Source organism: Streptomyces sp. Tue6028 (genome assembly GCF_002300165.1).
Lineage (GTDB): Bacteria > Actinomycetota > Actinomycetes > Streptomycetales > Streptomycetaceae > Streptomyces > Streptomyces siamensis.
This window is the reverse complement of the sequence record NZ_MLCE01000002.1, coordinates 159,527-179,832: the sequence shown is the minus strand read 5'-3', so window position 1 is coordinate 179,832 and position 20,306 is coordinate 159,527. Positions and strand designations below refer to the sequence as shown.

Below are 20,306 nucleotides of genomic sequence, written 5' to 3'. Positions count from 1 at the left end.
TCGTCACTGCTGGTCGGATTCCGAATCCCGGGCTGTCGCGCCCCGTCGGGATGCGGTACGACCACCATGCCGGGCGCCGTCCGGGGCGTCGATTACCCCTCGGGTAATGCCCGGGCTCCGCGGTGCCGCGACGGGAATCCACCGCGTGCACCGAGGGGCGGGACGGCCGGAGGGCGCGCTGTCCGGCCCCGTGTGGGGTTTCGGCCAACGGCGGCGGTGAATATGCCAAGAGACTGGCTGGAATGGCATGGTGACAGAGGGTCAGGAGTGGCGATACTCGATACCAGGGCAATTCAGCCACGCTCTGTGAGCATCACCGCCCGATCAGCACCATCGTGCACAGCAGACGAGCCGCGGGGAAAGAGAGGCCCGGCCGGCAGCGAGCGACGCCAATGGGGGAACGATCGTGCACGACGAATTCCTGTGCCACGTCACCGCGTACGGAATATGCGGTGGTCGGCGTGTCGGCGTACCCCTCGGGACCTATCGCGCGCCGACTCTGGCACTGGCCCTGTGGTGGATGCGCGACCGCGCCGCATGGATGGCGGAGCGGCTCGACCCGCAGCCCGAGGACCCCGCTTTCCCGCCGAACTCGATCGCGCCGGTGCCGGACACCGTTCCGGACGTGCCGAGCATGCTGCGCGCCTGGTGCGGGGACACCGCCCAACAGGAGCTGGTCGCGGAGGAATTGGCCGCGGGAAAACTCGTCCGCGTCGCCACCAGCGACGACACCACCGAGTACGAGCTGCTCGCCGAGTCCGTCGACGCCCTGCGGATGCAGCGCACCGCCGCGGTGCTGGGCATCTCCGCCGCCTGAGCACCCCGCCCCCGGGCGCGACGACACCCGCGTCCGGCGTGCCGAGAGACCCTGCAGATCAGGCGCACATGTGGACGAATCGTTAGAATTTTGGCATGCGAGAGCGGCCGGTCATGCCCACTGCGCCGGAACTCGTCCTCGAGACCGAGACCGGCTCCACGGTGATGAGTCCGAGCCGCGACTACCGCGTGGGGCGCGACCCCCTGAGCGACGTCGTCCTCGAGGACGAACGGGTCTCGTGGCACCACGCGGTGATCCGCCCGGAGGCCGACCACTGGACGCTGGAGGACGAGCACAGCACGAACGGCACGTACGCCGACGGCCGGCGCGTCCACGAATGGGGCGTCGGCCCCGGCAGCGTCATCCGCTTCGGCAACCCCGCGGACGGCCCCCGCGTGGTCCTGGTGGACCGCCCGCCCCCCGCCTCCGAGCGCCCCTCGGGCGTCACCGCGCCGGGCGCCACCGGCACCTTCCGGCGGCCGAGCGCCGTCCGACCGCTGCCCACCCGCACCGTCCGCATAGGCCGCGACGTATCCAACGACCTGGTCATCGAGGACCTGATCGTCTCCCGGGAGCACGCGGAGCTGCGGGCCCACACGGACGGCACGTACGAGATCGTCGACCTCGACAGCCACAACGGCACGTTCCTCAACGGCCGGCCCGTGGGCCGCGCCGCGGTCACACCCGGTGACATCGTCGGCATCGGCCACGCCGCCTACTGTCTGGTGGGCGACGAGCTCCAGGAGTACGTCGACACCGGCGAGATCTCGCTCGACGTCCAGGACCTGACCGTCGACACCGACCGCGGACGCAAGCGGCTCCTGGACGAGGTGTCCTTTCCCGTCGGCGCGAAAAGCCTGCTGGCCGTCGTCGGCCCGAGCGGCTCGGGGAAGTCCACCCTCCTCAACGCCCTGACCGGGCAGCGCCCCGCCGACGAAGGCACCGTCCTGTACGACGGCCGCGACCTCTACCGCGACTACGCCGAGCTGCGCCAGCGCATCGGCCTGGTCCCGCAGGACGACATCCTGCACACCCAGCTGACCGTGCGCAGGGCCCTCGGCTACGCCGCCCAGCTGCGCTTCCCGCAGGACACCGCGAAGGCCGAGCGCCGGGCGCGGGTCGACGAGGTGATCCGCGAGCTGGGCCTCGAACAGCGCGTCGACCAGTCCATCCACAGCCTGTCGGGCGGCCAGCGCAAACGGGTCAGCGTGGCCCTGGAACTGCTCACCAAACCGTCCCTGCTCTTCCTCGACGAGCCGACGTCGGGCCTCGACCCCGGCATGGACCGCTCGGTGATGCACATGCTGCGGGGCCTCGCCGACGACGGCCACACGGTCATCGTGGTCACCCACAGTGTGCTCAGCCTCGACGTCTGCGACCGGCTGCTCGTGCTCGCCCCCGGCGGCAGGGTCGCCTACTACGGGCCGCCCGAGGACACCCTCGCCTTCTTCGGCTACCGGCAGTGGCCGGAGGCCTTCGAGGCATTCGAACGGGACCACGGCCGGAACTGGGCGGAGGAGTACCGGGAGTCGCCCTTCCACCGCCAGTACGTCGTGAACGCCAGCAGACAGCCCCATCTGGCACGCGGCGCGACCGGTCCCGTCGCGCCGCCCCACAAGCCGCAGAGCTGGATCGTGCAGCTCGTCACCCTCGTCCGCCGGTACGCCAGGGCCCTCAGCAGCGACCGGACCTTCCTCGCCGTCATGATCGTGCTGCCGTTCGTCATGGGAGTGATGGCCCGCGCGCTGGCCGGCAGCCGGCTGACCCAGGAGACGGCGATGAACGCGCTGCTCATCCTGTGCGTCGGCGGAGTCCTGACCGGCGCGGCCAACGCCGTGCGCGAACTGGTCAAGGAACGGGTGATCTACCAGCGTGAACGTGCCGTAGGCCTGTCCAGATCGGCTTATCTGATGTCGAAGATCGTCGTCCTCGGCACCATCACCGTGCTCCAGGCCGTCGTCCTCACCCTCGTCGCCCTCCTCGGTGTCGACCTCGACGCCCCCGGCGGCAAGGGCGTCCTCATGCCGCCTCTCGTGGAGCTCACGGTGGCCGTGGCCCTGCTCGCCTTCACCGCGATGATGCTCGGCCTCCTCGTCTCCGCCCTGGTGACCAAGGAGGAGGTCACCATGCCCCTGCTGGTGCTGCTCGCCATCGTCCAAGTGGTCTTCTGCGGAGCACTGTTGAAACTGAACGGGGTGCCCGGCATCGAGCAGTTGTCCTGGCTGGTGCCCGCGCGCTGGGCGCTGGGCGCGATGGCCGGGACCATCGGGCTGGCGCGGATCGTCCCCTGGGACCTGACCGCCGATCCGCTGTTCCGGCACTCGGCGGACGTCTGGCTGTTCAACATGGGGATGCTCGTGGTGCTCTGCGTCGTCTTCGGACGGTTGGTCGACCGGCTGCTCCAGCGGCACGAGCCCGCCGTCCTGCGGAAGTAGGTGCCGATGACGACTCCCGGCTTCCACCCCACGCATGTCGTACCGCAGGACGGTCTCCCGGCCTGGGAGGAACCGGACCCGTCCCGGCCGACCGTGCCGCTCGACCCGCTGCTGCCCGTGCAGTTGGTCGACCGGCTCGGTGACTGGGGACGCGTCGTCTGCTCCAACGGCTGGTCGGCCTGGGTCGACGGCCGCCTCCTGGTACCGGTGCCGCAGGCGCCCCCCGAGGCGGGCAGTCCGCTCGCCCGCACCGCGGACCCGCGCCCGCTGCTGACCCGTGTGGAGGACGCGCTCATCCGCTACCGGAGGGCCGCCGAGGAACTCGCGACCGGACGGATCGACGGGGAGAGCTTCCGCGACCGCACGAGGGGCCAGCGGATCGGGGTGATCGTGGACGGCGAATCGGTCTGGATCTACGACGGTGAGCACGAACGATGGGTGTACTGCGACGGGACACGGCTGAGCACCTTCGCGGCCGAGCACGACCCGTCGGCCGCGACCCCGGAGCACCCCGCGGACCCGTACCCGCGGGAGCAGACCGGGGTCGTCCAGGCGTCGGCTCGGGACGACCGCGAACCCACGCGCCTGGTGTCGTACGACGGGGACGAGCTGGGAGAGACGTGATGGGCCGGACCGGGTCGCACCCGCGGCTGTGCGGCGTCAGGCGGACGGCGTGCCGTCGGAGGGGCCGGGCGCCACCCCGGCCTGGCCTCCTCGGTGTACACGCCTCGCCGACAGACCGCCCACGAAGCCGGTGACGAGGCCCCACAGCGCTGCCCAGCCGACCGCGGACCACACGTCGGGCCGCAGCAGCAGCTCGCCCCCCAGGCCGCCGCCGAGGTCGCCGATGCCGAGGACCGACAGACCGAAGTGCGCCGAGACACGGCCGACGAGGCAGATCATGAGCACGGTGAGCACGAGTGCCACCGCCATGTGCACCGCGTGCTGCCGGCTCCGCATCCGCGCCGGTGACCGGGCCGCCATCAGGAACGCGGCGGCGAGCAGCAGCACCGCGTCGACGACCGGCAGCCACCACACCCGGCCGTCGTGGGCGGCGAGGGTGCCGAGGTCGAGGGTGGAGACGTCCGGTGTGCGGAGCACCTCTTCGAGCAGGGGCGGCATGGGCAGCCCGAAGGGCCCGTCCACGCGCCCGTGCCAGGTGGCGCCCAGGCCGATGGTGAAGGCCAGCCAGACGAGGTTCGGGAGGCCGAGGAGGATCGCCGCGAACGTGTCCGCCGCGTGACCGCGGGTCGCCGCCACGACCAGCCCGACGACCACACCGACGGCCACGTACGTGAGCAGCAGGGCCACCATGGCGAACGCGGCCGGACGCACCGACTCCTGGAAGCGCAACAGCCGGGCGGGCAGCGGTGCCCCGGGCGAGACCAGCAGGGCGAGCACGAGCACGCCGAGCAGCCACAGCATCCCGAAGCCCAGGGTCTGGGGCACGTTCGCCTCGAACCCCACCTCGGGCGTGATGCCGAACAGGTCGCCGATGTCGCCGATGGTGTCGTCGCCGACGGAGATCGTGAACGTGTGGCGGGCCGGCAGCGCGAGCGCGATGAGGACCACGAGCCATACGGCGGCGATCCGGGCCGCCCACCCGGCCAGTTCACGGGCGCCGGTGACGGCCCGGTGGCGCAGCGGCCGCAGGAAGCCTGCCGCGACGACCAGGGTTCCTGCGAGCGTCACCGACAGGGGAATCACCGTCAGGCCGGCCTCGGTGTCGGCGACGACGCCTGCGCCGCCCGCGAATTCGACGGTGCCGCCGACCGCCGTCACCACGGTCGCCGCCACGACACGGGCGAACGCGCCGTCGGGGAGGTCCGCCGCTCCCGCCGCCCACAGTCCCAGCGCCGCGACGACCATCATCGTGACCGTCCCCGCCAGTACGGCCATTACGGCCTGACCCCAGCCGTGGTGAGCTGCCGTCCGCTCACCACGGAGGGCTCTTGCCTGGTCGGACGGGGTTTCGGGACGCACGCTGCCACGTTAGGCAAGGCCTGCGCGGGCCGCCCCTCGGAGGGGGCCGACCGCGTCGGCTTGCGGGGGGCACGGGGCTGGAGCACACAATGGTTCAGTTGTGGAAGAAAGCGGCACGAGATGCACCAGGTGCCGCGGAATCCCTACAACGGGAGTAGCTCGTGAGCGTCGAACCGCCGACTTCCGGCCAACCCACAGGCGGCCAACCCACAGGACCGCCCTCCGGTCCGCTGGCGCGTCCGTCGCAGCCGAGCCAGCCCGGTCCAAGTCCCACTCCCACGCAGCCGGACAGCCGTGTTCCCTCGGAGCCACCGCCGGGTGGGTCCGGTCCGGGGGGCGGTGGGGGCGGCGGAGGCGGACCGTCCGGGCGCGGTGGTCCGGGGCAGGGGCCCGAGCATCCCTGGTGGAGGTCGGCACCCCGAGTCGCGCTGCTGACCGGCGTCGTCGCGCTGGCCGTGGTCGTCGGTCTCCTGTTCAGCAACAACACCGGCGGTGGCAAGAACACCGCCGGTGAGGTGTTCCTCCAGCCGGCTGCCGCGGCCGGGCCCGACCCGTTCACGGAGTCGACGGCGACCGACACCGGCACCGCGCCGGGGACTTCGAAGACCGGTACCTCGGTGCCGAAGACCACGGAGCCCGGGACACCGGCGCAGAAGACGACCGAGCCGGGGACCACGCCGCCGAAGACGACGGAGCCGGGGGGTACGACGCCGAAGACCACGCCGCCGAAGACGACGGAGCCCGGGGGCACGACGCCGAAGACCACGCCGCCGAAGACCACGGCGCCGGGGGGCACGACGCCGAAGACCACCGGTGCGCCGGTCGAGACACGTACGCAGGGCGGAGGCACCACCGAGGTGCCCGGCAACGTGACGCGTGGCGTGGTGGGTTCGGCGCCGGGGCTGTACGCCGGTCGGAAGAACGTCTCCCCGTGCAACGTGGAGAAGCAGATCAAGGCGCTGCAGGCGGACCCGTCCAAAGCCAGGGCCTTCGCCTCGGTGGAGGGCATCACGGCGGGACAGATTCCCACGTACCTGCGGTCGCTCACGCCGGTGCAACTGAGCGCCGACACGCGGGTGACCAACCACGGTTACCGTTCCGGCGGCCCCACCAGCTACCAGGCGATCCTCCAGTCCGGCACCTCGGTCCTCGTCGACTCCCACGGTGTGCCCCGTACGCGCTGCGGTTGCGGCAACCCGCTGAAGGAGCCCGTCCAGCAGAAGACCACGCCCAAGCAGACGGGCACGCGCTGGGCGTCCTTCCAGCCGCAGAACGTCGTGGTGATAGCGCCCTCCGTGACGATCATCAACGTGTTCGTCATCGTCGACCCGCACGACGACAGGTGGATAGCCCGGTACCGGGGTGACAACACGCACCACGACCGTCGGACGCACCGTCCGCCACGGCCCTTCCCGACGGTGGTCGTGACCCCCACGCCGACGACGCCGAAACCGACGCCGTGCGTCACCCTGACCGGTGGTGGGGCGTGCGCCCCGACCACCCCGCCGACGTCGCCGTCCTCGCCCTCCTCGACGTCGTCCGGGCCCTCCAAGTCCGGCTCGTCGACCTCGCCCTCCGAGTCCTCGGCCTCACCCTCGAAGTCCGAACCCTCCAAGTCCGAGTCCTCGAAGTCGGAGCCGTCCAAGTCCGAGTCCTCGAAACCTGAGTCCTCGAAGTCGGAGTCGCCCTCGTCGTCGAAGTCGGAGCCGTCCAAGTCCGAGTCCTCCAAGCCCGAGTCCTCGAAGTCGGAGTCGCCTTCCGCGTCGAAGTCCGAGTCGCCGAAGCCCGAGTCCTCGAAGACCGAGCCGTCGAAGTCGGAATCGCCGAAGCCCGAGTCCTCGAAGACCGAGTCCTCGAAGTCGGAGTCGCCTTCCGCGTCGAAGTCCGAGTCGCCGAAGCCCGAGTCCTCGAAGGTCGAGTCGCCTTCCGAGCCGAAGTCGTCGGCACCCGAACCGACCGCCACGCAGCCCGCTCCGACCGCCACGCAGCCCGCGCCGACCGCCACGCAGCCCGCGCCGACCGCCACGCAGTCGGCCCCGGCCGCCGAGACGCCGACGCTCTCGTCCGGGCCCGTCGCGTCCGCTCCCTTCTCGCAGGAACCGGCCCCGTCGGAGCCTGCCGAGACGGCCCAGGAGCCGGGTCAGACCGGCCAGGAGCCCGGTGAAACCGCGCAGGAGCCGGCCGAGACCGAGCAGGAGCCCGCCGAAACGGGCGGCGGGGCCTGAGGGGCAACCCTCCCTCCCCACCCACGCCGCCCGCGACCCGGACCCTTGGCTCCACGGATTCACGGATTCACGGATTCCCGGAGTCCTGGATTCACCGAGAGCGGAACGCCGATCCCTTTCCGTCCGGCTCACCCCTTCTAGGCTGGAGGGGTGAGCAACGACGCGCCCGACGAAGCCCGAGTCATCCCCCTGCGCCCGGCGACCGCGTCCGGTCCGGCCCGGGCGGTGCCCGCCGCCCCCGCCACGGCGCCGCGACGAGCCCGGCCGGTCCTCGCACCGCGCCCGATGCCCCAGGAGCCCCCGGGACGCGAGCCGTTCGGGGGCAAGGAGCCCCTGTGGCGCGACCTCGTGGGCGACGTCCTGCGGCGCGAACGGCTCGCCCAGGAGCGCACGCTGAAGGATGTGGCCGAAGAGGCCCGGATCTCCATGCCGTACCTGTCGGAGCTGGAGCGCGGGCGCAAGGAGGCATCCTCCGAAGTGCTCGCGGCGGCCGCGCGCGCCCTCGGCCTCGGTCTCACCGATCTGCTGTCGCTGGCCCAGGACGAACTCGTCCGGCTGGACCGGCTCGCCGGGCTCGGGCCGGGCCGCGGCCGCGGCACCTCGGTGACCTCCACGTCGGTGACGTCGGCCGCGAGGCCTTCGACGTCCGGGTACGACGGCGTGTGCCTGGCCGCCTGACCCGGCCGGCGCCGTCAGAGCACCGCGAGCCGTCGGCTCAGCACCTCGTCCGCGAGGCCGTAGGCCACCGCCTCGCCCGCGGTGAAGATCTTGTCCCGGTCCATGTCCGCGCGCAGGGTCGCGATGTCGTGGCGGGTGTGCCGGGCGAGGACCTCCTCGACCTGAGAGCGGATGCGGATCATCTCCTTGGCCTGCAGGCTCAGGTCCGAGACCGTGCCCTGGCGTCCGCCGCTGGCCGGCTGACCGAGCAGGACGCGCGCGTGCTCCAGCACGAACCGCCGCCCCGGGTCGCCCCCGGCCAGGAGCACCGCCGCCGTCGACGCCGCCTGCCCGACGCAGAAGGTGGAGATGGGGGCCTGGACGAACGTCATCGTGTCGTAGATGGCCATGAGCGAAGTGAACGAACCACCGGGCGAGTTGATGTAGATCGCGATCTCGCTCTCCGGGCTCGACGACTCCAGATGGAGGAGTTGCGCGATGACGACGTTCGCGACCCCGTCGTCGATCTCCGTGCCGAGGAAGATGATCCGCTCGGACAGCAGACGGCTGAAGACGTCGTACGACCGCTCGCCCTGCGGGGTGCGCTCGACGACGTTCGGGATCGTGTACGTACCCATGTCAGAGCCCCATCCTTCGCCGTGAGGCGGCCGGGCGGACGTCGTCGAGCGACTCCACGACCCGGTCCACCATGCCGTACTCCCGTGCCTGTTCGGCCGTGAACCAGCGGTCGCGGTCGCCGTCCCGGGAGATGGTCTCCTCGCTCTGTCCGGTGTGCTCGGCCGTGATCCGCTCGATCGCCCTCTTCGTGAACTCCAGGTTCTGCGCCTGGATCTCGATGTCGGCCGTGGTGCCGCCGATGCCGGCCGACGGCTGGTGCATCATGATCCGCGCGTTCGGCAGCGCGTAGCGCTTGCCGCGCGTGCCGACGGTGAGCAGGAACTGTCCCATGCTCGCCGCGAATCCCATGACGAGTGTGGACACGTCGTTGGGGATCAGCCGCATCGTGTCGTAGATCGCCAGGCCGGCGGTCACGGAACCGCCGGGGCTGTTGACGTACAGACTGATGTCGGTGCGCGGGTCTTCCGCGGACAGCAGGAGCAGCTGGGCGCAGACCCGGTTCGCGGAGATCTCGTCGACCTGTGTGCCGAGGAAGACGATCCGCTGTCCGAGCAGTTGCGCGGCCAGGTGGTCGTCGAAGCGGGACGGCGGGGTGTCGCCCTCCTCGGCCCGCGGCGCGTGGGCCGGGTGGCGGCCCGTGACGAGTGGAGACATCGGTCCTCCTTGTGGTGAGGCGGCCGACGTGGGTGGCCGCGCCCTCCACTCTCGGCCCGGTCCCGCGGCCGTGTCCGGTTTCTCTGCCCGCGGCAGATCTGCCACGGGCAGAGGCCGACACGACCAGACCGGCCCGAGGATCTGCTGCGCTGAGGCCATGAGACTTCCCCGGCCCCGGCGTCCGGGGCCGAGCGGCAGGCGGTGACCGGCGCACCGACCACTGGGCGGGGCGCCGGGCCATGGTCACCCGAACGGTCCGCGGGCCACCGATGAGTTTGCGGGCGACGACCGGTCGATACGGGTAAGGATGTTTTCCCGCCCGAGGAGGTACACATGCCCGCCGACGGATTCACCACGTGCCTGTGGTTCGACGGCCAGGCCGAGGAGGCCGCCCACTACTACGTCTCGATCTTCAAGAACTCCAAGCTCGGCAGGATCGGCCGCTACACCGAGGCGGGGCCCGGCCCTGCCGGATCCGTCCTGGCCGCCGAGTTCGTGGCCAACGGACAGAAGTTCGTCGCGATCAACGGCGGCCCGGAGTTCACGTTCGACGAGGCCATCTCGTTCCAGATCCACTGCGCGGACCAGGAAGAAGTGGATCACTACTGGAACAAGTTCGTCGAGGACGGCGGCGAAGCGGGCCCGTGCGGCTGGATCAAGGACAAGTACGGCCTGTCCTGGCAGGTCGTGCCCAGCCGGCTCATCGACCTGATCAGTGACCCGGACCCGCAGAAGGCGACCCGCACGGTCCAGGCGATGTACCGGATGTCCAAGCTGGACATCGCGGCCCTGGAGAAGGTGTACGCGGGCGAGTGACGGCCCGGCCCGGCCCCGACGGGCCGCACGTCCGCAGCCGCGCGGTCGTGCGGCCCGCCCGAGCCGGAACCGTTCCGGAGTCCGGGCGGGCCCAGCGCCCTCAGGCGGGCTGACCGCTGTACAGCGCCGCGTAGGCGCCGCCGCGCCGCAGCAGCTCCTCGTGCGAGCCGATCTCCCGGATGACGCCGTCCCCCATCACGACGATGCGGTCGGCGCCCCGGACGGTGGACAGCCGGTGCGCCACGACGAACGTGGTGCGGCCGCGCAGCAGCCGGGCCAGCGCCTGCTGGACGAGGGCCTCCGAGTGCGTGTCCAGCGCCGAGGTGGCCTCGTCGAGGATGAGGACCCGGGGATCGCGGATCAGCGCCCGCGCGATGGCCAGCCGCTGGCGCTGCCCGCCGGACAGCCGTGCCCCGTGCTCGCCCACCACGGTGTCGAGGCCCTGGGGCAGCCGGTCGACGAACTCCAGCGCGTTCGCGTCGCGCAGGGCCTGCCGCACCACCGTGTCCCCGGCGTCGTCCATGCCGTACGCCACGTTCTCCCGGACGGTGCCGTCGAAGAGGATCGACTCCTGAGGGACGACCGAGACGAACCGCCGGTACGTGCGCAGGTCCAGGGTGCTCATGTCGGTGCCGTCGAGCAGCAGGCGGCCCGACCCGGGGCGGATGAAACCGATGACGAGGTTCAGCACGGTGGACTTGCCCGCCCCCGAGGCGCCCACCAGGGCGACGGTCTCGCCCGGAGCGACGGAGAGGGTGAAGTCCCTTACCGCGGGCCTGCCTTCCTCGTAGGCGTGCCCGACGCCCTCGAAGGCGACGGCGCCTCGTACGGACGTCACCTCCGACTTGCCCTCGTTGTCCTCCAGTTCGGGTGCCTGAAGGACCTCGCCGACCGAACGCACCGACTCCAGACCCTTGGTGATGACCGGAGCCAGCCCCGCGAGCGTCGTCGTGGAGTTGGTGAGGGTGGTCAGGAAGGCACTGAGCATGACGACGTCGCCGGGCGTGACACCCCACACGCCGTAGTAGGACACCAGTGCCGCGCAGGTCAGGAAGACCACGCCGACGACATTGAGGAACACCCAGGCCAGCGAGGCGAACCGGCCGTTGAGCAGGTCGAGGCGGAGCCCGGAGTGGAGCACCTGCCGCAGCGTGCCGTCCATACGGCGCAGCGCCTTGCCCTCCAGCCCGTGCGCCCGGGTCACCGGGATGAGCCGGGTCATCTCCGTGACCCGCGACGACAGATGCTCGACCTCGTGACGGAAGTGCTCGTTCTGCGAGCGCAGCCGGGTCCGCAGCCGGGCGACGAGCAGGGCCGCGACCGGCACGACGCACACGAACACAGGCACGAACTCGGGGGTGCGGACGGCGATCACGACGAGGCCGCCGGTGAGCACGGTGAGCGCGCCGAGTCCGGTCTCGGCGGTCTGCTGCACCATCTGCTCGACCGTCTCCACGTCGCGGACGACCTTGGCCTGGAGCACGCCCGCGCTCACCCGCGAGTGGTAGCCGATGGACAGCTGCTGCATGCGGGTGCACAGCGCCGACCGCAGATCGGTGCCCATGCGGCGCACGCTGCCGTACAGCAGCCGTACGTACAGCAGGTGCAGCGGGATGTTGACCAGCAGGATGAACAGGATGACCCCGGCGCTCAGCCACATCCGGCCGATCGGCTGGTGCTGCACGACGGTGTCGATGATGGCCGCGGTGATCAGCGGCAGGAGCCACACCGGACTGTGCTTCACGGTGAAGACCACGAAGGCGCCGGCCAGTCGGCGGCGGTCGGCGCGGAACAGGTAGGCGAGGGTGCGGATCGGGTGCTCGCCCCGGTAACGGTGGTCGAGCGGTCTCTCGGACGACGCCATCGGCGATGGTCCTCCCCAGTGGCCGAGTAGAGGGCAAGCGCTTACCGCCCGGACGGCGGGCGCGTAACCCCGCGGGCGCCACGGATGACCCCGGATTTCCCGGAAGGTGGACCCGGATGTCCGGGAAGGACGCTCTTCCTTCGCGACCGGCCGCCGGTGCGCGTCGGCGGCTAGACTGCTCCGGCACCAGCAGCACCGGGGGAATCGGGGGACACGGTGGGCGACGGCCCGGCACGTCGGATGGACCTCCTGCTGGAGGCCGACGCGGACAGCGACCAGGAGGAACTGGACGCACTCACCCGGCAGTTGCGTGAACGACTGCTCGAACTCGAAATCGAACGAGCCGAGTTGAACCGATCGGGCGCAGTTCCCGGTCGCGCCAAGCCAGGCGAGGCGATCGCCGTCGGAGCACTCGCGGTGACCGCCGCGCCGGTCGTGCTGCGGAGCGTGGTGCAGACGGTGGTGTCGTGGCTCGGCAACCGGCCCGTCCGCACCGCCGGCATCTCGATCGGCGACGACCGCCTCGAACTCCGGGGGGTCTCCTCGGACGGCCAACGGGCCCTGATCGACGCCTTCCTCGCCCGCCACGACGCGCCCCCGTCGGCCTCGGCGGATCCGGCTCCGGGAGCCACGTCGGCGTCCGGGAGCGGCCCGGCGCAGGGACCTGAGCCGACCCCGGACGGCCTCGCCGACCGGTGAACCCTGCCGCCCGGACCGGGTCAGCCGGCGTGATCGGCGACCACGCGGGTGATCTCCCGAGTGATGCGCTGGATCCCGGGGGAGCGGACCGGGCAGGGCTTCGGGGTGGTCGTCGTGGGGGCCAGGCAGAAGTGCAGGTAGTCGTCGTCGCGGTGGAGGGCCGTGCGGTCGCTGCCGGGCTGGGTGCAGTACGTCGGATGGGCGCGCTCGTACGACGTACAGGGCAGGTACTGCGTCCAGGTGTAGCGGGCCGACGTCGCGCTCACCGTCCTGCCCGCGTCCGCCACGAGATCGCCGGAGGCACGGGCCCGGGCCTCGTACAGCGCGTTCACCCTTTGGACCCGGGTCGGGGTGATCGGGTCGGGCCCCTGGAGCACCCACACGATCCGGGGCCGTGAGGCGCCGTCCGCCGCCTCGGCTATCTGATCCGTCAGCCGCTTCATGTCCGCCTCGTACCGCTGGAAGTACGGGCCGCGCTGCTTGTCGTAGGTGATGCCGTCCATGCAGGGGGTGTAGCCCCAGGAGTTGCCCCAGAACTGCAGCACGACGAAGTCCGGCCGCAGCGAGCGCACCAGGGCGGCCGCCTTCTCGCCGGCCGGCACGAGCGACTTCGCGCCGGTGCCTTCCAGGTAGTCGCACAAGGTGGTGCCCGAGCGCGGGGCGCTCGTGTAGCGCGCGTGCAGCCGGTCCCGGAGCAGCCCGCCGAGGACCTTCTGGTTCTCCATGGCGAGCGAGTCGCCGAGGTAGAGCACCTTCGGTGCCTTCGCGGGGGTGCCCGCCCCCGGGGACGCCGCCGCACCCTGATGGGTGGTCCGGGCCGTGGGTCCCGTGCCGTCGGGCACGGCGGGAGCGGGCGGGGACGCCTCCGGGCTCGACGCGGGGTCGCCGCACGCGCCGAGCAGCAGCCCGGCCAACAGCACCCCCACGATCCACGGTTTCCGCATACGGCAACTCCCGCCCCGTCCACCGAAAGGGTTCCCCAGGCAAGCACAGGCGGGCGCAAGGCGGAAGACACACGTCGGCCATGCGGCGCGCCCGGGGCGGGTACGGGCGGCAGCAGGCATCAGGGCGAAGTCCGGAGAGAGGGCGGGCTGCCGGCACCGGCACGGCGTCCGTCACCGCTCGGGGAGCGTGCCGCCCAGCAGTTCCAGCAGGTCCACCAGCGGAAGCGGCTTGGCCAGATGGGCGTCGAATCCGGCGCTCCGTGACTCGCCCTGGTCGGAACCCCGGCTGAACCCGGAGATCGCGATCAACCGGACCTTCCCGCCGTGCGGGCGCGACCGCACCGCCCGCGCGACCGCGTAACCGTCGATGTCCGGCAGGCCCAGGTCGCACAGGACGACGTCGAACAGGTGGGACCGGGTGGCGGTGATCGCGTCCTCACCGGTGTGCACGACGGTGACATGGTGGCCCTGCCGCTCCAGGAGGGTGCGATAGGTCGTGGCGAGGTCCGTGTTGTCCTCGACGATCAGGACGGCCAGTTGCTGCACCGCGGTACGGGACCGCGGCGCGCGGCGCGGCTCCGGCACCGTCGCGGTCGCGAGCGGGAGCACCGCCGTGAACGTGGCACCGGTGCCCGGGCCTTCGCTGTGCGCGGAGATCCGGCCTCCGTGGAGTTCGACGATCGTACGGGCCACCGCGAGACCCAGGCCGAGTCCCTCGGGGGTGCTCGGCCCCGCCGGGGCGGCGCGCATGAAGACGCCGAACAGTTCCTCGGCCTGTTCGGGCGCGAAGCCGATCCCGTCGTCCGCGACGGTCAGGCGTACCAGGCCGTCCGCCACCGACAGGCTCACCCGCGTACTCCCGTCCGCGGGCGTGTACTTGAGCGCGTTGGACAGCAGATTCGTCAGCACCTGGGCCAGCCGCAGCCGGTCCCCGTCCACGAGCACCGGCTCGGCGGGCAGGTCGACGTCGAGCGTGCGGCCGTCGTGGTCGAACAGGCCGCGGATGTCCGCGCAGGCGCCCGCGACCACCGGGCGCAGGTCCGTCCGCCCCCGCACCAGATCCAGTCGTCCGGTCACCGCCCGAGTCCCGTCGAGGAGGTCGTTGCTCATCCGCACCAGCGTGCCGAGCTGGCGTTCCAGGACGGACAGCGCCGGATGGCCCTCGGGCAGGTCCAGGGCGAGCAGTTCGGTGGCCGCGGTGGCGGCGGCGAGCGGATTGCGCAGTTCGTGCGAGAGGGTGGCGATGAACCGGTCCTTGGCCTGCTGCTCCTCCCGCAACGTCCGCCCTGCCGCGTCGAGTTCGGCGTTGGCGCGACTCAGCTGCTCGTTGACCTCACGGATCTCCCTGGCCCGTACGAAGAGATCGATCTCCATGTCCTCGGCGCGTGTCCGTGCCGCCGCCTCGGCGCGCTCCCGTTCCTGCCCGGCCCGGCGCAGCCGGACGAACTCGGTGACGTCCTCGACACGGTGGATGATGTGGGTGACCGTGCCGTCCGCGTCGATCACCGGCGTGTTGACCGGGCTCCAGTACCGCTCGACGAACCCGCCCGCCTCACCCGTCGGGATGTCGTAGCGCTGGAGGGCCATCGTGTCCGTCCGGCGGGTTTCCAGCACGGACCGCAGTGAGCGGCGCAGATTGGCTACGCCGTCCGCCGACGGGTCGTCCGGGTTGTCGGGGAACACCTCGAAAATGGGACGCCCGACGATGCTCCGCTCGGTGCGGGTGGCGTTCAGGTAGGCCCGGTTGACCTCCACGATCGTGAAGTCGGGCGCCAGGACGAGGAGGGGCGAGAGCGTCGCGTCGAACAGGTTCCTGAAGTCGGGTACGGGATAAGGGGTGTTCGCGGACATGGCGGCCCTCAGGGGTCGAGTCGGTAGCCGAAGCCCCGCACCGTGGTGATCCGCGGTGCGGGCGTGGGGACCCCGGCGAGCTTGCCGCGCAGCCGGTAGACGTGCTCGACGACGGTCGCCGAGGGCTGCCAGGACGCGCCCCAGACCTGCTCCAGCAGCTGTTCCGCCGAGAAGACCCGGCCGGGGGAGCGGGCCAGCAGCTCCAACAGGGCGTATTCCTTGGGACGTAGCGCCAGGGGGACGCCCGCGACGGTCGCCTGGTGAGCCGCCGTGTCCACGCGCAGTGCCCCGGCCTCCAGGACGACCGGCACGTCGGGCGGCTCGGAACGGCGCAGCACCGCGCGGATCCTGGCGACGAGTTCACGCTGCGAGAAGGGCTTGACCAGGTAGTCGTCGGCGCCGATCTCCAGGCCCGCCACCCGGTCCGCCTCCTCGCCGCGCCCGGAGACGACGATCACCGGGAGACGGCTGGTGGAACGCAGGGCACGCAGCAGTTCCAGCCCGCTGCCGTCGGGCAGCCCGAGATCGAGGACGACCAGATCGATGCCGCCGTCGTACATGGCGGCCTTCCCGGCGCGCGCGTCGCCCGCCCAGCGGACCGTGAATCCCGCCCGCTCCAGATAGGAACTGCACATCAGTGCGAAGTCGGTGTCGTCCTCGATCAACGCGAGGTGAGGTCGCATCCCACACCCGGTCCAGCTGCCGCCCGCCCCGTGTTGTTGCACGGGTGAGCGGGCGTTGATGCCCCGACCATGTGGTGAAGGTAGAACAGGAACCGCCCACGGTTCAAGGGGGAACCACCCGGGGGGAGTTCGGCGCGGGCTCGTGCGGTGCGGGGAGCGAAGCACCGCCGCACGAACCCGCGTCGGCGCACGCTCATGTCCTGGCGTGACGGCGTGACGGCGTGACACCGCCCCGGCCCACTGCGCCGGGGCGGTGTCACGCCGTCGGCCGGTGGCGGATGCGGGCCGCGAGTACCGCCACGTCGTCCTCCGCGTGCCGCGTGTCGAGCTTGGCGAGGATCCCGTCGAGCAGGTCGTCGACGTTCGCCCCCGGCGGCAGACGCAGTCCGGCCAGTCGGGCGAGCGACTCGTCGATGTCCTCCCCGCGGTGCTCCACGAGACCGTCGGTGAACATCACCAGGGTGTCGTCGGGCGCCAGCCTGCGGCCGGTCTGTTCGTAGCCGCCGACCCCCGTGCCGAGCGGAGGGCCGACGGGCAGGTCCACCAGCTCGCCGGTGCCGTCGCCGCAGAACACCACCGGGGGCAGGTGCCCGGCGCTCGCGAGCGAGGCCACGCCGCGCGCCGGGTCCACACGCGCGAGAAGACTGGTCGCCGGCCGTCGGGTGCCGTCCTCGGCGACGGCCGCGTCGAGCCGGCGCAGCACCCGGTGCGGCGGCAGGTCCGTGGCCGCGACGTAGCGCAGCATCGAGCGGTACGCGTTCATGTCCACCGCCGCGTCCAGTCCGTGCCCCATGACGTCGCCCACGACCAGCAGGGTGCGCCCGAAGTGCAGCCGCACGGTCTCGAACCAGTCCCCGCCCACCAGGGTGCTGCCCCCGGCCGGCAGATAGCGCGTGGCCAGCTCCAGGTTCGGATGCGGGCGGCCGGGCTCGGCGAGCAGCGCCCGCTGGAGCGACAGGACCGTACTGCGCAGGGCGCCGTGCCGTCGCGCATGGCCCAGGTGGACGGCCGCGAGACGGGCCGCGTAGTGCGTGCGCGACGTCTCCGCGTCGCTGAAGGCAGGCCCCCGCCGGACGGCGACGAGCACCCCGTACCGCTGTCCGTGGGCGAGCAGGGGCACGGTCATGACCTGCCGGGGAACGCGGCCCGACAGATCGAGGGAGGCGGCGATCGGGTGCCCTTCCTCCAGCGCCTGGACGGACAGGGGGCGGGGTCCGTGTGCCGCGGGGAGCAGCTCCACGCGGCCCGCCGTGGCGACGCGCGACAGGTCCGGGTCGGCCGGGCTCGGGACGGCCGGGACATCCGCCGGCAGCAGATCGACGGCTGCCGCGTCGCAGAAGTGACGGCACACGTAGGCGACGAGCTCGGCGCAGGTGGCCGGCTCCTGCAGCGTGGTCCCGATCGACTCGACGGCGTCGACCAGCGCGTCGCGCGGCGGCCCCGTGCTCGGGGTGGTGTCCGGCGGGTCGGGAGATGGCCCCGTGCTCGGGGTGGTGTCCGGCGGGTCGGGAGACGGTCCCGCACTCGAAGAGTCGTCCGGCGCCTCGGACTGCGCCGCGGCACTCCTGGAGGTGTCCGGCGAGCCGTGCGGCGGCCCCGTTTTCGGGGTGGTGCCCGGTGCGTCGGGAGACGGTCCCGTACATGCGTCGTCGTCCGGCGCCTCGGCCGGCGCACCCGCCGGCCTGGAGGTCGAGCCGTGCCGTGGCCCCGTACTCGCGGTGGTGCCCGGTGCGTCGGGAGACGGTCCCGCACTCGCAGAGTCGTCCGGCGGCTCGGACTGCGCCGCGGCACTCCTGGAGGTGTCCGGCGAGCCGTGCGGCGGCCCCGCACTCGCGGTGGTGCCCGGTGCGTCGGGCGGCGGTCCCGCTCGCGCAGAGTCGTCCGGCGCCTCGGACTGCGCCCCCGCCGGCCCGGAGGTGTCCGGCGCGTCGGGCGGCGGCCCCGCACTCGCGGGGGCGTCCGGCGCGTCGGCCGGCGTCCCCGTACCCGCGGTGGCGTCACCGCCCCGGTCCGTCATGCCTCCTCCCTCCGCACCGCCCCTCTGGCACCATCCACGCACGGGCGCGGCGGACCCGCATGCTCAGGCCGACGGCGGAAGATCGTTCACCAGTACCGCCGCTCCGTCGAACCGGCCCGCCTTCAGGTCCCGCAGGGCGTCCTGCGCCCGCGACAGAGGGTAGGGGTGCGTCGTGGCGCGGACACCGTGCCGGGCCGCGAGCGCCAGGAAGTCACGCCCGTCCCGTCGCGTGTTCGAGGTGACGCTGCGGAGCTCCTTCTCGTAGAACAGCTCGCGCTGGTAGTTCAGCACGGGGACGTCGCTCAGATGGATCCCCGCGACCGCCAGGATCCCGCCCCGGTCGAGTGCACGCAGGGCGACCGGGACCAGGTCGCCGACCGGCGCGAACAGGATCGCGCTGTCGAGCGGCTCGGGCGGCTCGTCGTACGCCCCCCGGGCGGACGCTGCCCCCAGTTCGAGCGCCAGCCGTCGCGAGGCCGCGTCGCGGGTCAGGACGTGCACGGTGGCGCCCTGTGCGAGGGCCAGCTGCGCGCACAGGTGGGCGCTGCCCCCGAAGCCGTACAGCCCGAGCCGCCCGCCGGGTGTCAGGCCGGCCCGCAGCAGCGCGCGGTAGCCGATGATGCCGGCGCACAGCAGCGGCGCCGCGGCGACGTCGTCCAGGTCCGCGGGCAGCCGGTAGGCGAAGGCCGCCGGGACGGTCGTGTACTCGGCGTAACCGCCGTCGGCGTCCCAGCCGGTGTACACGGATGCCGGGCAGAGGTTCTCCGAGCCCCGCGCGCAGTAGGCACAGGTCCCGTCGGTACGGCGCAGCCACGCGACGCCGACCCGGTCGCCGAGGGCGAAGCCGTCGACCGCGTCGCCCGTGCCCGCGACCACGCCGACCACCTCGTGCCCCGGAGTCACCCCCGGCCTGCGTACGGGCAGGTCGCCCTCGCTGACGTGCAGGTCCGTGCGGCACACGCCGCAGGCGCGGACGTGCACCAGGATCTCGTCGGGCCCCGGTGACGGAACCGGCTTCTCGACGAAGCGCAGCGGCCCCTGTTCGATGGGCCCGGGCCGGGCCACCTCCCACGCGTGCATCATCACGTGCCTCGTTCCGTCGACGACACTGTGCCCGTTCACCAGTGTCCTGCGGCCGCTCCCGCTCGGCGCGCGGCCCACGCGGAGCCTGGCTAGCGTGAAAGGCGCACACCCGGTCACCGAGCAGGAGAAGGTCGACGTCATGGCCGTACAGCCCGAAGGAACGCCCTGCTGGGCGGACGCGATGTTCAGCGATGTCGAGGGAGCGAAGAGTTTCTACAGTGACGTGCTGGGCTGGACGTTCGGCGAGTCGTCGTCGGAGTACGGCAACTACACGCAGGCGTACGCGAACGGCAAGTCGGTGGCCGCGGTCGTGCCGCCGATGCCCGGGCAGGAGGGCCAGTCGGCCTGGTGCCTGTACTTCTCCTCACCCGATGCCGCCGCCACCGCCACCAAGATCAGGGACAACGGCGGCGAGGTGCTGATGGAGCCGATGCAGGTCGGCGAGTTCGGCACGATGGCGCTGGCCCGCGACCCGAGCGGCGCCGTGTTCGGCGTCTGGCAGGGCGGCACCCACGAGGGCTTCGAGGCGGTCGCCGAACCGGGCGCGTACGCGTGGGCCGAGCTGTTCACCCGTGAACCGGAGAAGTCCGACGCCTTCTTCCCGGCCGTCTTCCCGCTCAGCGCACGGCAGATGGACGACGACAACACCGACTACCGGATCTTCAGCGTGGGGGAGAACCCTGTCCTGGGCCGGATGAAGATGACGGACGAGTTCCCGCCCGAGGTGCCGCCGTACGTCAACGTGTACTTCACCGTCGAGGACTGCGACGCGGCCGTGGCGAAGGCGACCGAGCGCGGCGCCGTCCTGCGGTTCGGGCCCATGGACAGCCCGTTCGGCCGGTTCGCGGCGCTCAGCGACCCGCAGGGCGCGTCCTTCTCCGTCATCGACGTGAGCACCACCCAGGGGGAGATGCCGACGATGAACGAGGTGTCCTGAGG

16 protein-coding genes and 2 pseudogenes are annotated in these 20,306 nt (G+C 72.1%); 8 read left to right on the top strand and 10 right to left on the bottom strand.

Features of this window, described 5'->3' with window-relative positions; translation table 11 throughout:
- Nucleotides 1-406 precede the first annotated feature (406 nt).
- The 3 genes from BKI49_RS01015 to BKI49_RS01005 all read left to right on the top strand — a co-directional run bounded on the left by BKI49_RS01015 (nt 407) and on the right by BKI49_RS01005 (nt 3,876).
- Nucleotides 407-817, top strand: coding sequence for a hypothetical protein (locus BKI49_RS01015; RefSeq protein WP_095932216.1), 411 nt, complete (start codon nt 407-409; stop codon nt 815-817).
- A 95-nt stretch (nt 818-912) separates the two neighbouring features.
- Nucleotides 913-3,252: an ABC transporter ATP-binding protein/permease gene (locus BKI49_RS01010; protein ID WP_095932215.1), complete on the top strand. Its 2,340-nt coding sequence runs from the start codon at nt 913-915 to the stop codon at nt 3,250-3,252.
- 6 nt (nt 3,253-3,258) lie between these two features.
- Nucleotides 3,259-3,876, top strand: a complete 618-nt coding sequence (locus BKI49_RS01005; protein ID WP_095932214.1) for an SH3 domain-containing protein — start codon at nt 3,259-3,261, stop codon at nt 3,874-3,876.
- A gap of 36 nt (nt 3,877-3,912) precedes the next feature.
- Here BKI49_RS01005 and BKI49_RS01000 read toward each other — a convergent pair whose 3' ends face one another.
- A complete protein-coding gene (locus BKI49_RS01000; protein WP_095932213.1) occupies nt 3,913-5,235 on the bottom strand; it encodes a streptophobe family protein in 1,323 nt (440 codons plus the stop codon).
- A 161-nt stretch (nt 5,236-5,396) separates the two neighbouring features.
- Between BKI49_RS01000 and BKI49_RS35580 the strand changes: the two are divergent.
- Nucleotides 5,397-6,587 (top strand): annotated as a pseudogene (locus tag BKI49_RS35580) (DUF6777 domain-containing protein); the annotation flags it as partial.
- Between the two features lie 278 nt (nt 6,588-6,865).
- Here BKI49_RS35580 and BKI49_RS36235 read toward each other — a convergent pair.
- A pseudogene (locus BKI49_RS36235) lies at nt 6,866-7,198 on the bottom strand (hypothetical protein); the annotation flags it as partial.
- 412 nt (nt 7,199-7,610) lie between these two features.
- Between BKI49_RS36235 and BKI49_RS00985 the strand changes: the two are divergent.
- On the top strand, nt 7,611-8,138 hold the full coding sequence (locus BKI49_RS00985) for a helix-turn-helix domain-containing protein (protein WP_095932210.1): 528 nt from the start codon (nt 7,611-7,613) through the stop codon (nt 8,136-8,138).
- Between the two features lie 14 nt (nt 8,139-8,152).
- Here the strand turns inward: BKI49_RS00985 and BKI49_RS00980 are convergent, their stop codons facing one another.
- Nucleotides 8,153-8,755, bottom strand: coding sequence for a ClpP family protease (locus BKI49_RS00980; protein WP_095932209.1), 603 nt, complete (start codon nt 8,753-8,755; stop codon nt 8,153-8,155).
- Nucleotide 8,756: 1 nt separating this feature from the next.
- Nucleotides 8,757-9,410, bottom strand: a complete 654-nt coding sequence (locus tag BKI49_RS00975) for an ATP-dependent Clp protease proteolytic subunit (protein ID WP_095932208.1) — start codon at nt 9,408-9,410, stop codon at nt 8,757-8,759.
- Nucleotides 9,411-9,743: 333 nt separating this feature from the next.
- On the opposite strand from BKI49_RS00975, the gene BKI49_RS00970 reads away from it, so the two are divergent.
- Nucleotides 9,744-10,226, top strand: coding sequence for a VOC family protein (locus tag BKI49_RS00970; protein ID WP_028799433.1), 483 nt, complete (start codon nt 9,744-9,746; stop codon nt 10,224-10,226).
- A gap of 100 nt (nt 10,227-10,326) precedes the next feature.
- Here the strand turns inward: BKI49_RS00970 and BKI49_RS00965 are convergent, their stop codons facing one another.
- Nucleotides 10,327-12,090, bottom strand: a complete 1,764-nt coding sequence (locus BKI49_RS00965; protein WP_095932207.1) for an ABC transporter ATP-binding protein — start codon at nt 12,088-12,090, stop codon at nt 10,327-10,329.
- Nucleotides 12,091-12,330: 240 nt separating this feature from the next.
- On the opposite strand from BKI49_RS00965, the gene BKI49_RS00960 reads away from it, so the two are divergent.
- Nucleotides 12,331-12,789, top strand: a complete 459-nt coding sequence (locus tag BKI49_RS00960) for a hypothetical protein (RefSeq protein WP_179332283.1) — start codon at nt 12,331-12,333, stop codon at nt 12,787-12,789.
- 20 nt (nt 12,790-12,809) lie between these two features.
- Here the strand turns inward: BKI49_RS00960 and BKI49_RS00955 are convergent, their stop codons facing one another.
- The 5 genes from BKI49_RS00955 to BKI49_RS00935 form a co-directional block, all read right to left on the bottom strand.
- Nucleotides 12,810-13,733: an SGNH/GDSL hydrolase family protein gene (locus BKI49_RS00955; protein WP_095932206.1), complete on the bottom strand. Its 924-nt coding sequence runs from the start codon at nt 13,731-13,733 to the stop codon at nt 12,810-12,812.
- A gap of 171 nt (nt 13,734-13,904) precedes the next feature.
- A complete protein-coding gene (locus BKI49_RS00950) occupies nt 13,905-15,584 on the bottom strand; it encodes a hybrid sensor histidine kinase/response regulator (RefSeq protein ID WP_095932205.1) in 1,680 nt (559 codons plus the stop codon).
- 8 nt (nt 15,585-15,592) lie between these two features.
- Nucleotides 15,593-16,267, bottom strand: a complete 675-nt coding sequence (locus BKI49_RS00945) for a response regulator transcription factor (protein WP_095932204.1) — start codon at nt 16,265-16,267, stop codon at nt 15,593-15,595.
- Nucleotides 16,268-16,523: 256 nt separating this feature from the next.
- Complete coding sequence (locus BKI49_RS00940) at nt 16,524-18,284, bottom strand: SpoIIE family protein phosphatase (protein ID WP_306453528.1); 1,761 nt, start codon at nt 18,282-18,284, stop codon at nt 16,524-16,526.
- 63 nt (nt 18,285-18,347) lie between these two features.
- Nucleotides 18,348-19,364 (bottom strand): zinc-binding alcohol dehydrogenase family protein, encoded by a 1,017-nt coding sequence (locus BKI49_RS00935; protein ID WP_095932203.1) that lies wholly within the window; start codon nt 19,362-19,364, stop codon nt 18,348-18,350.
- Between the two features lie 142 nt (nt 19,365-19,506).
- Here BKI49_RS00935 and BKI49_RS00930 point away from each other — a divergent pair, with 142 nt between their 5' ends.
- On the top strand, nt 19,507-20,304 hold the full coding sequence (locus BKI49_RS00930; protein WP_095932384.1) for a VOC family protein: 798 nt from the start codon (nt 19,507-19,509) through the stop codon (nt 20,302-20,304).
- Nucleotides 20,305-20,306 lie beyond the last annotated feature (2 nt).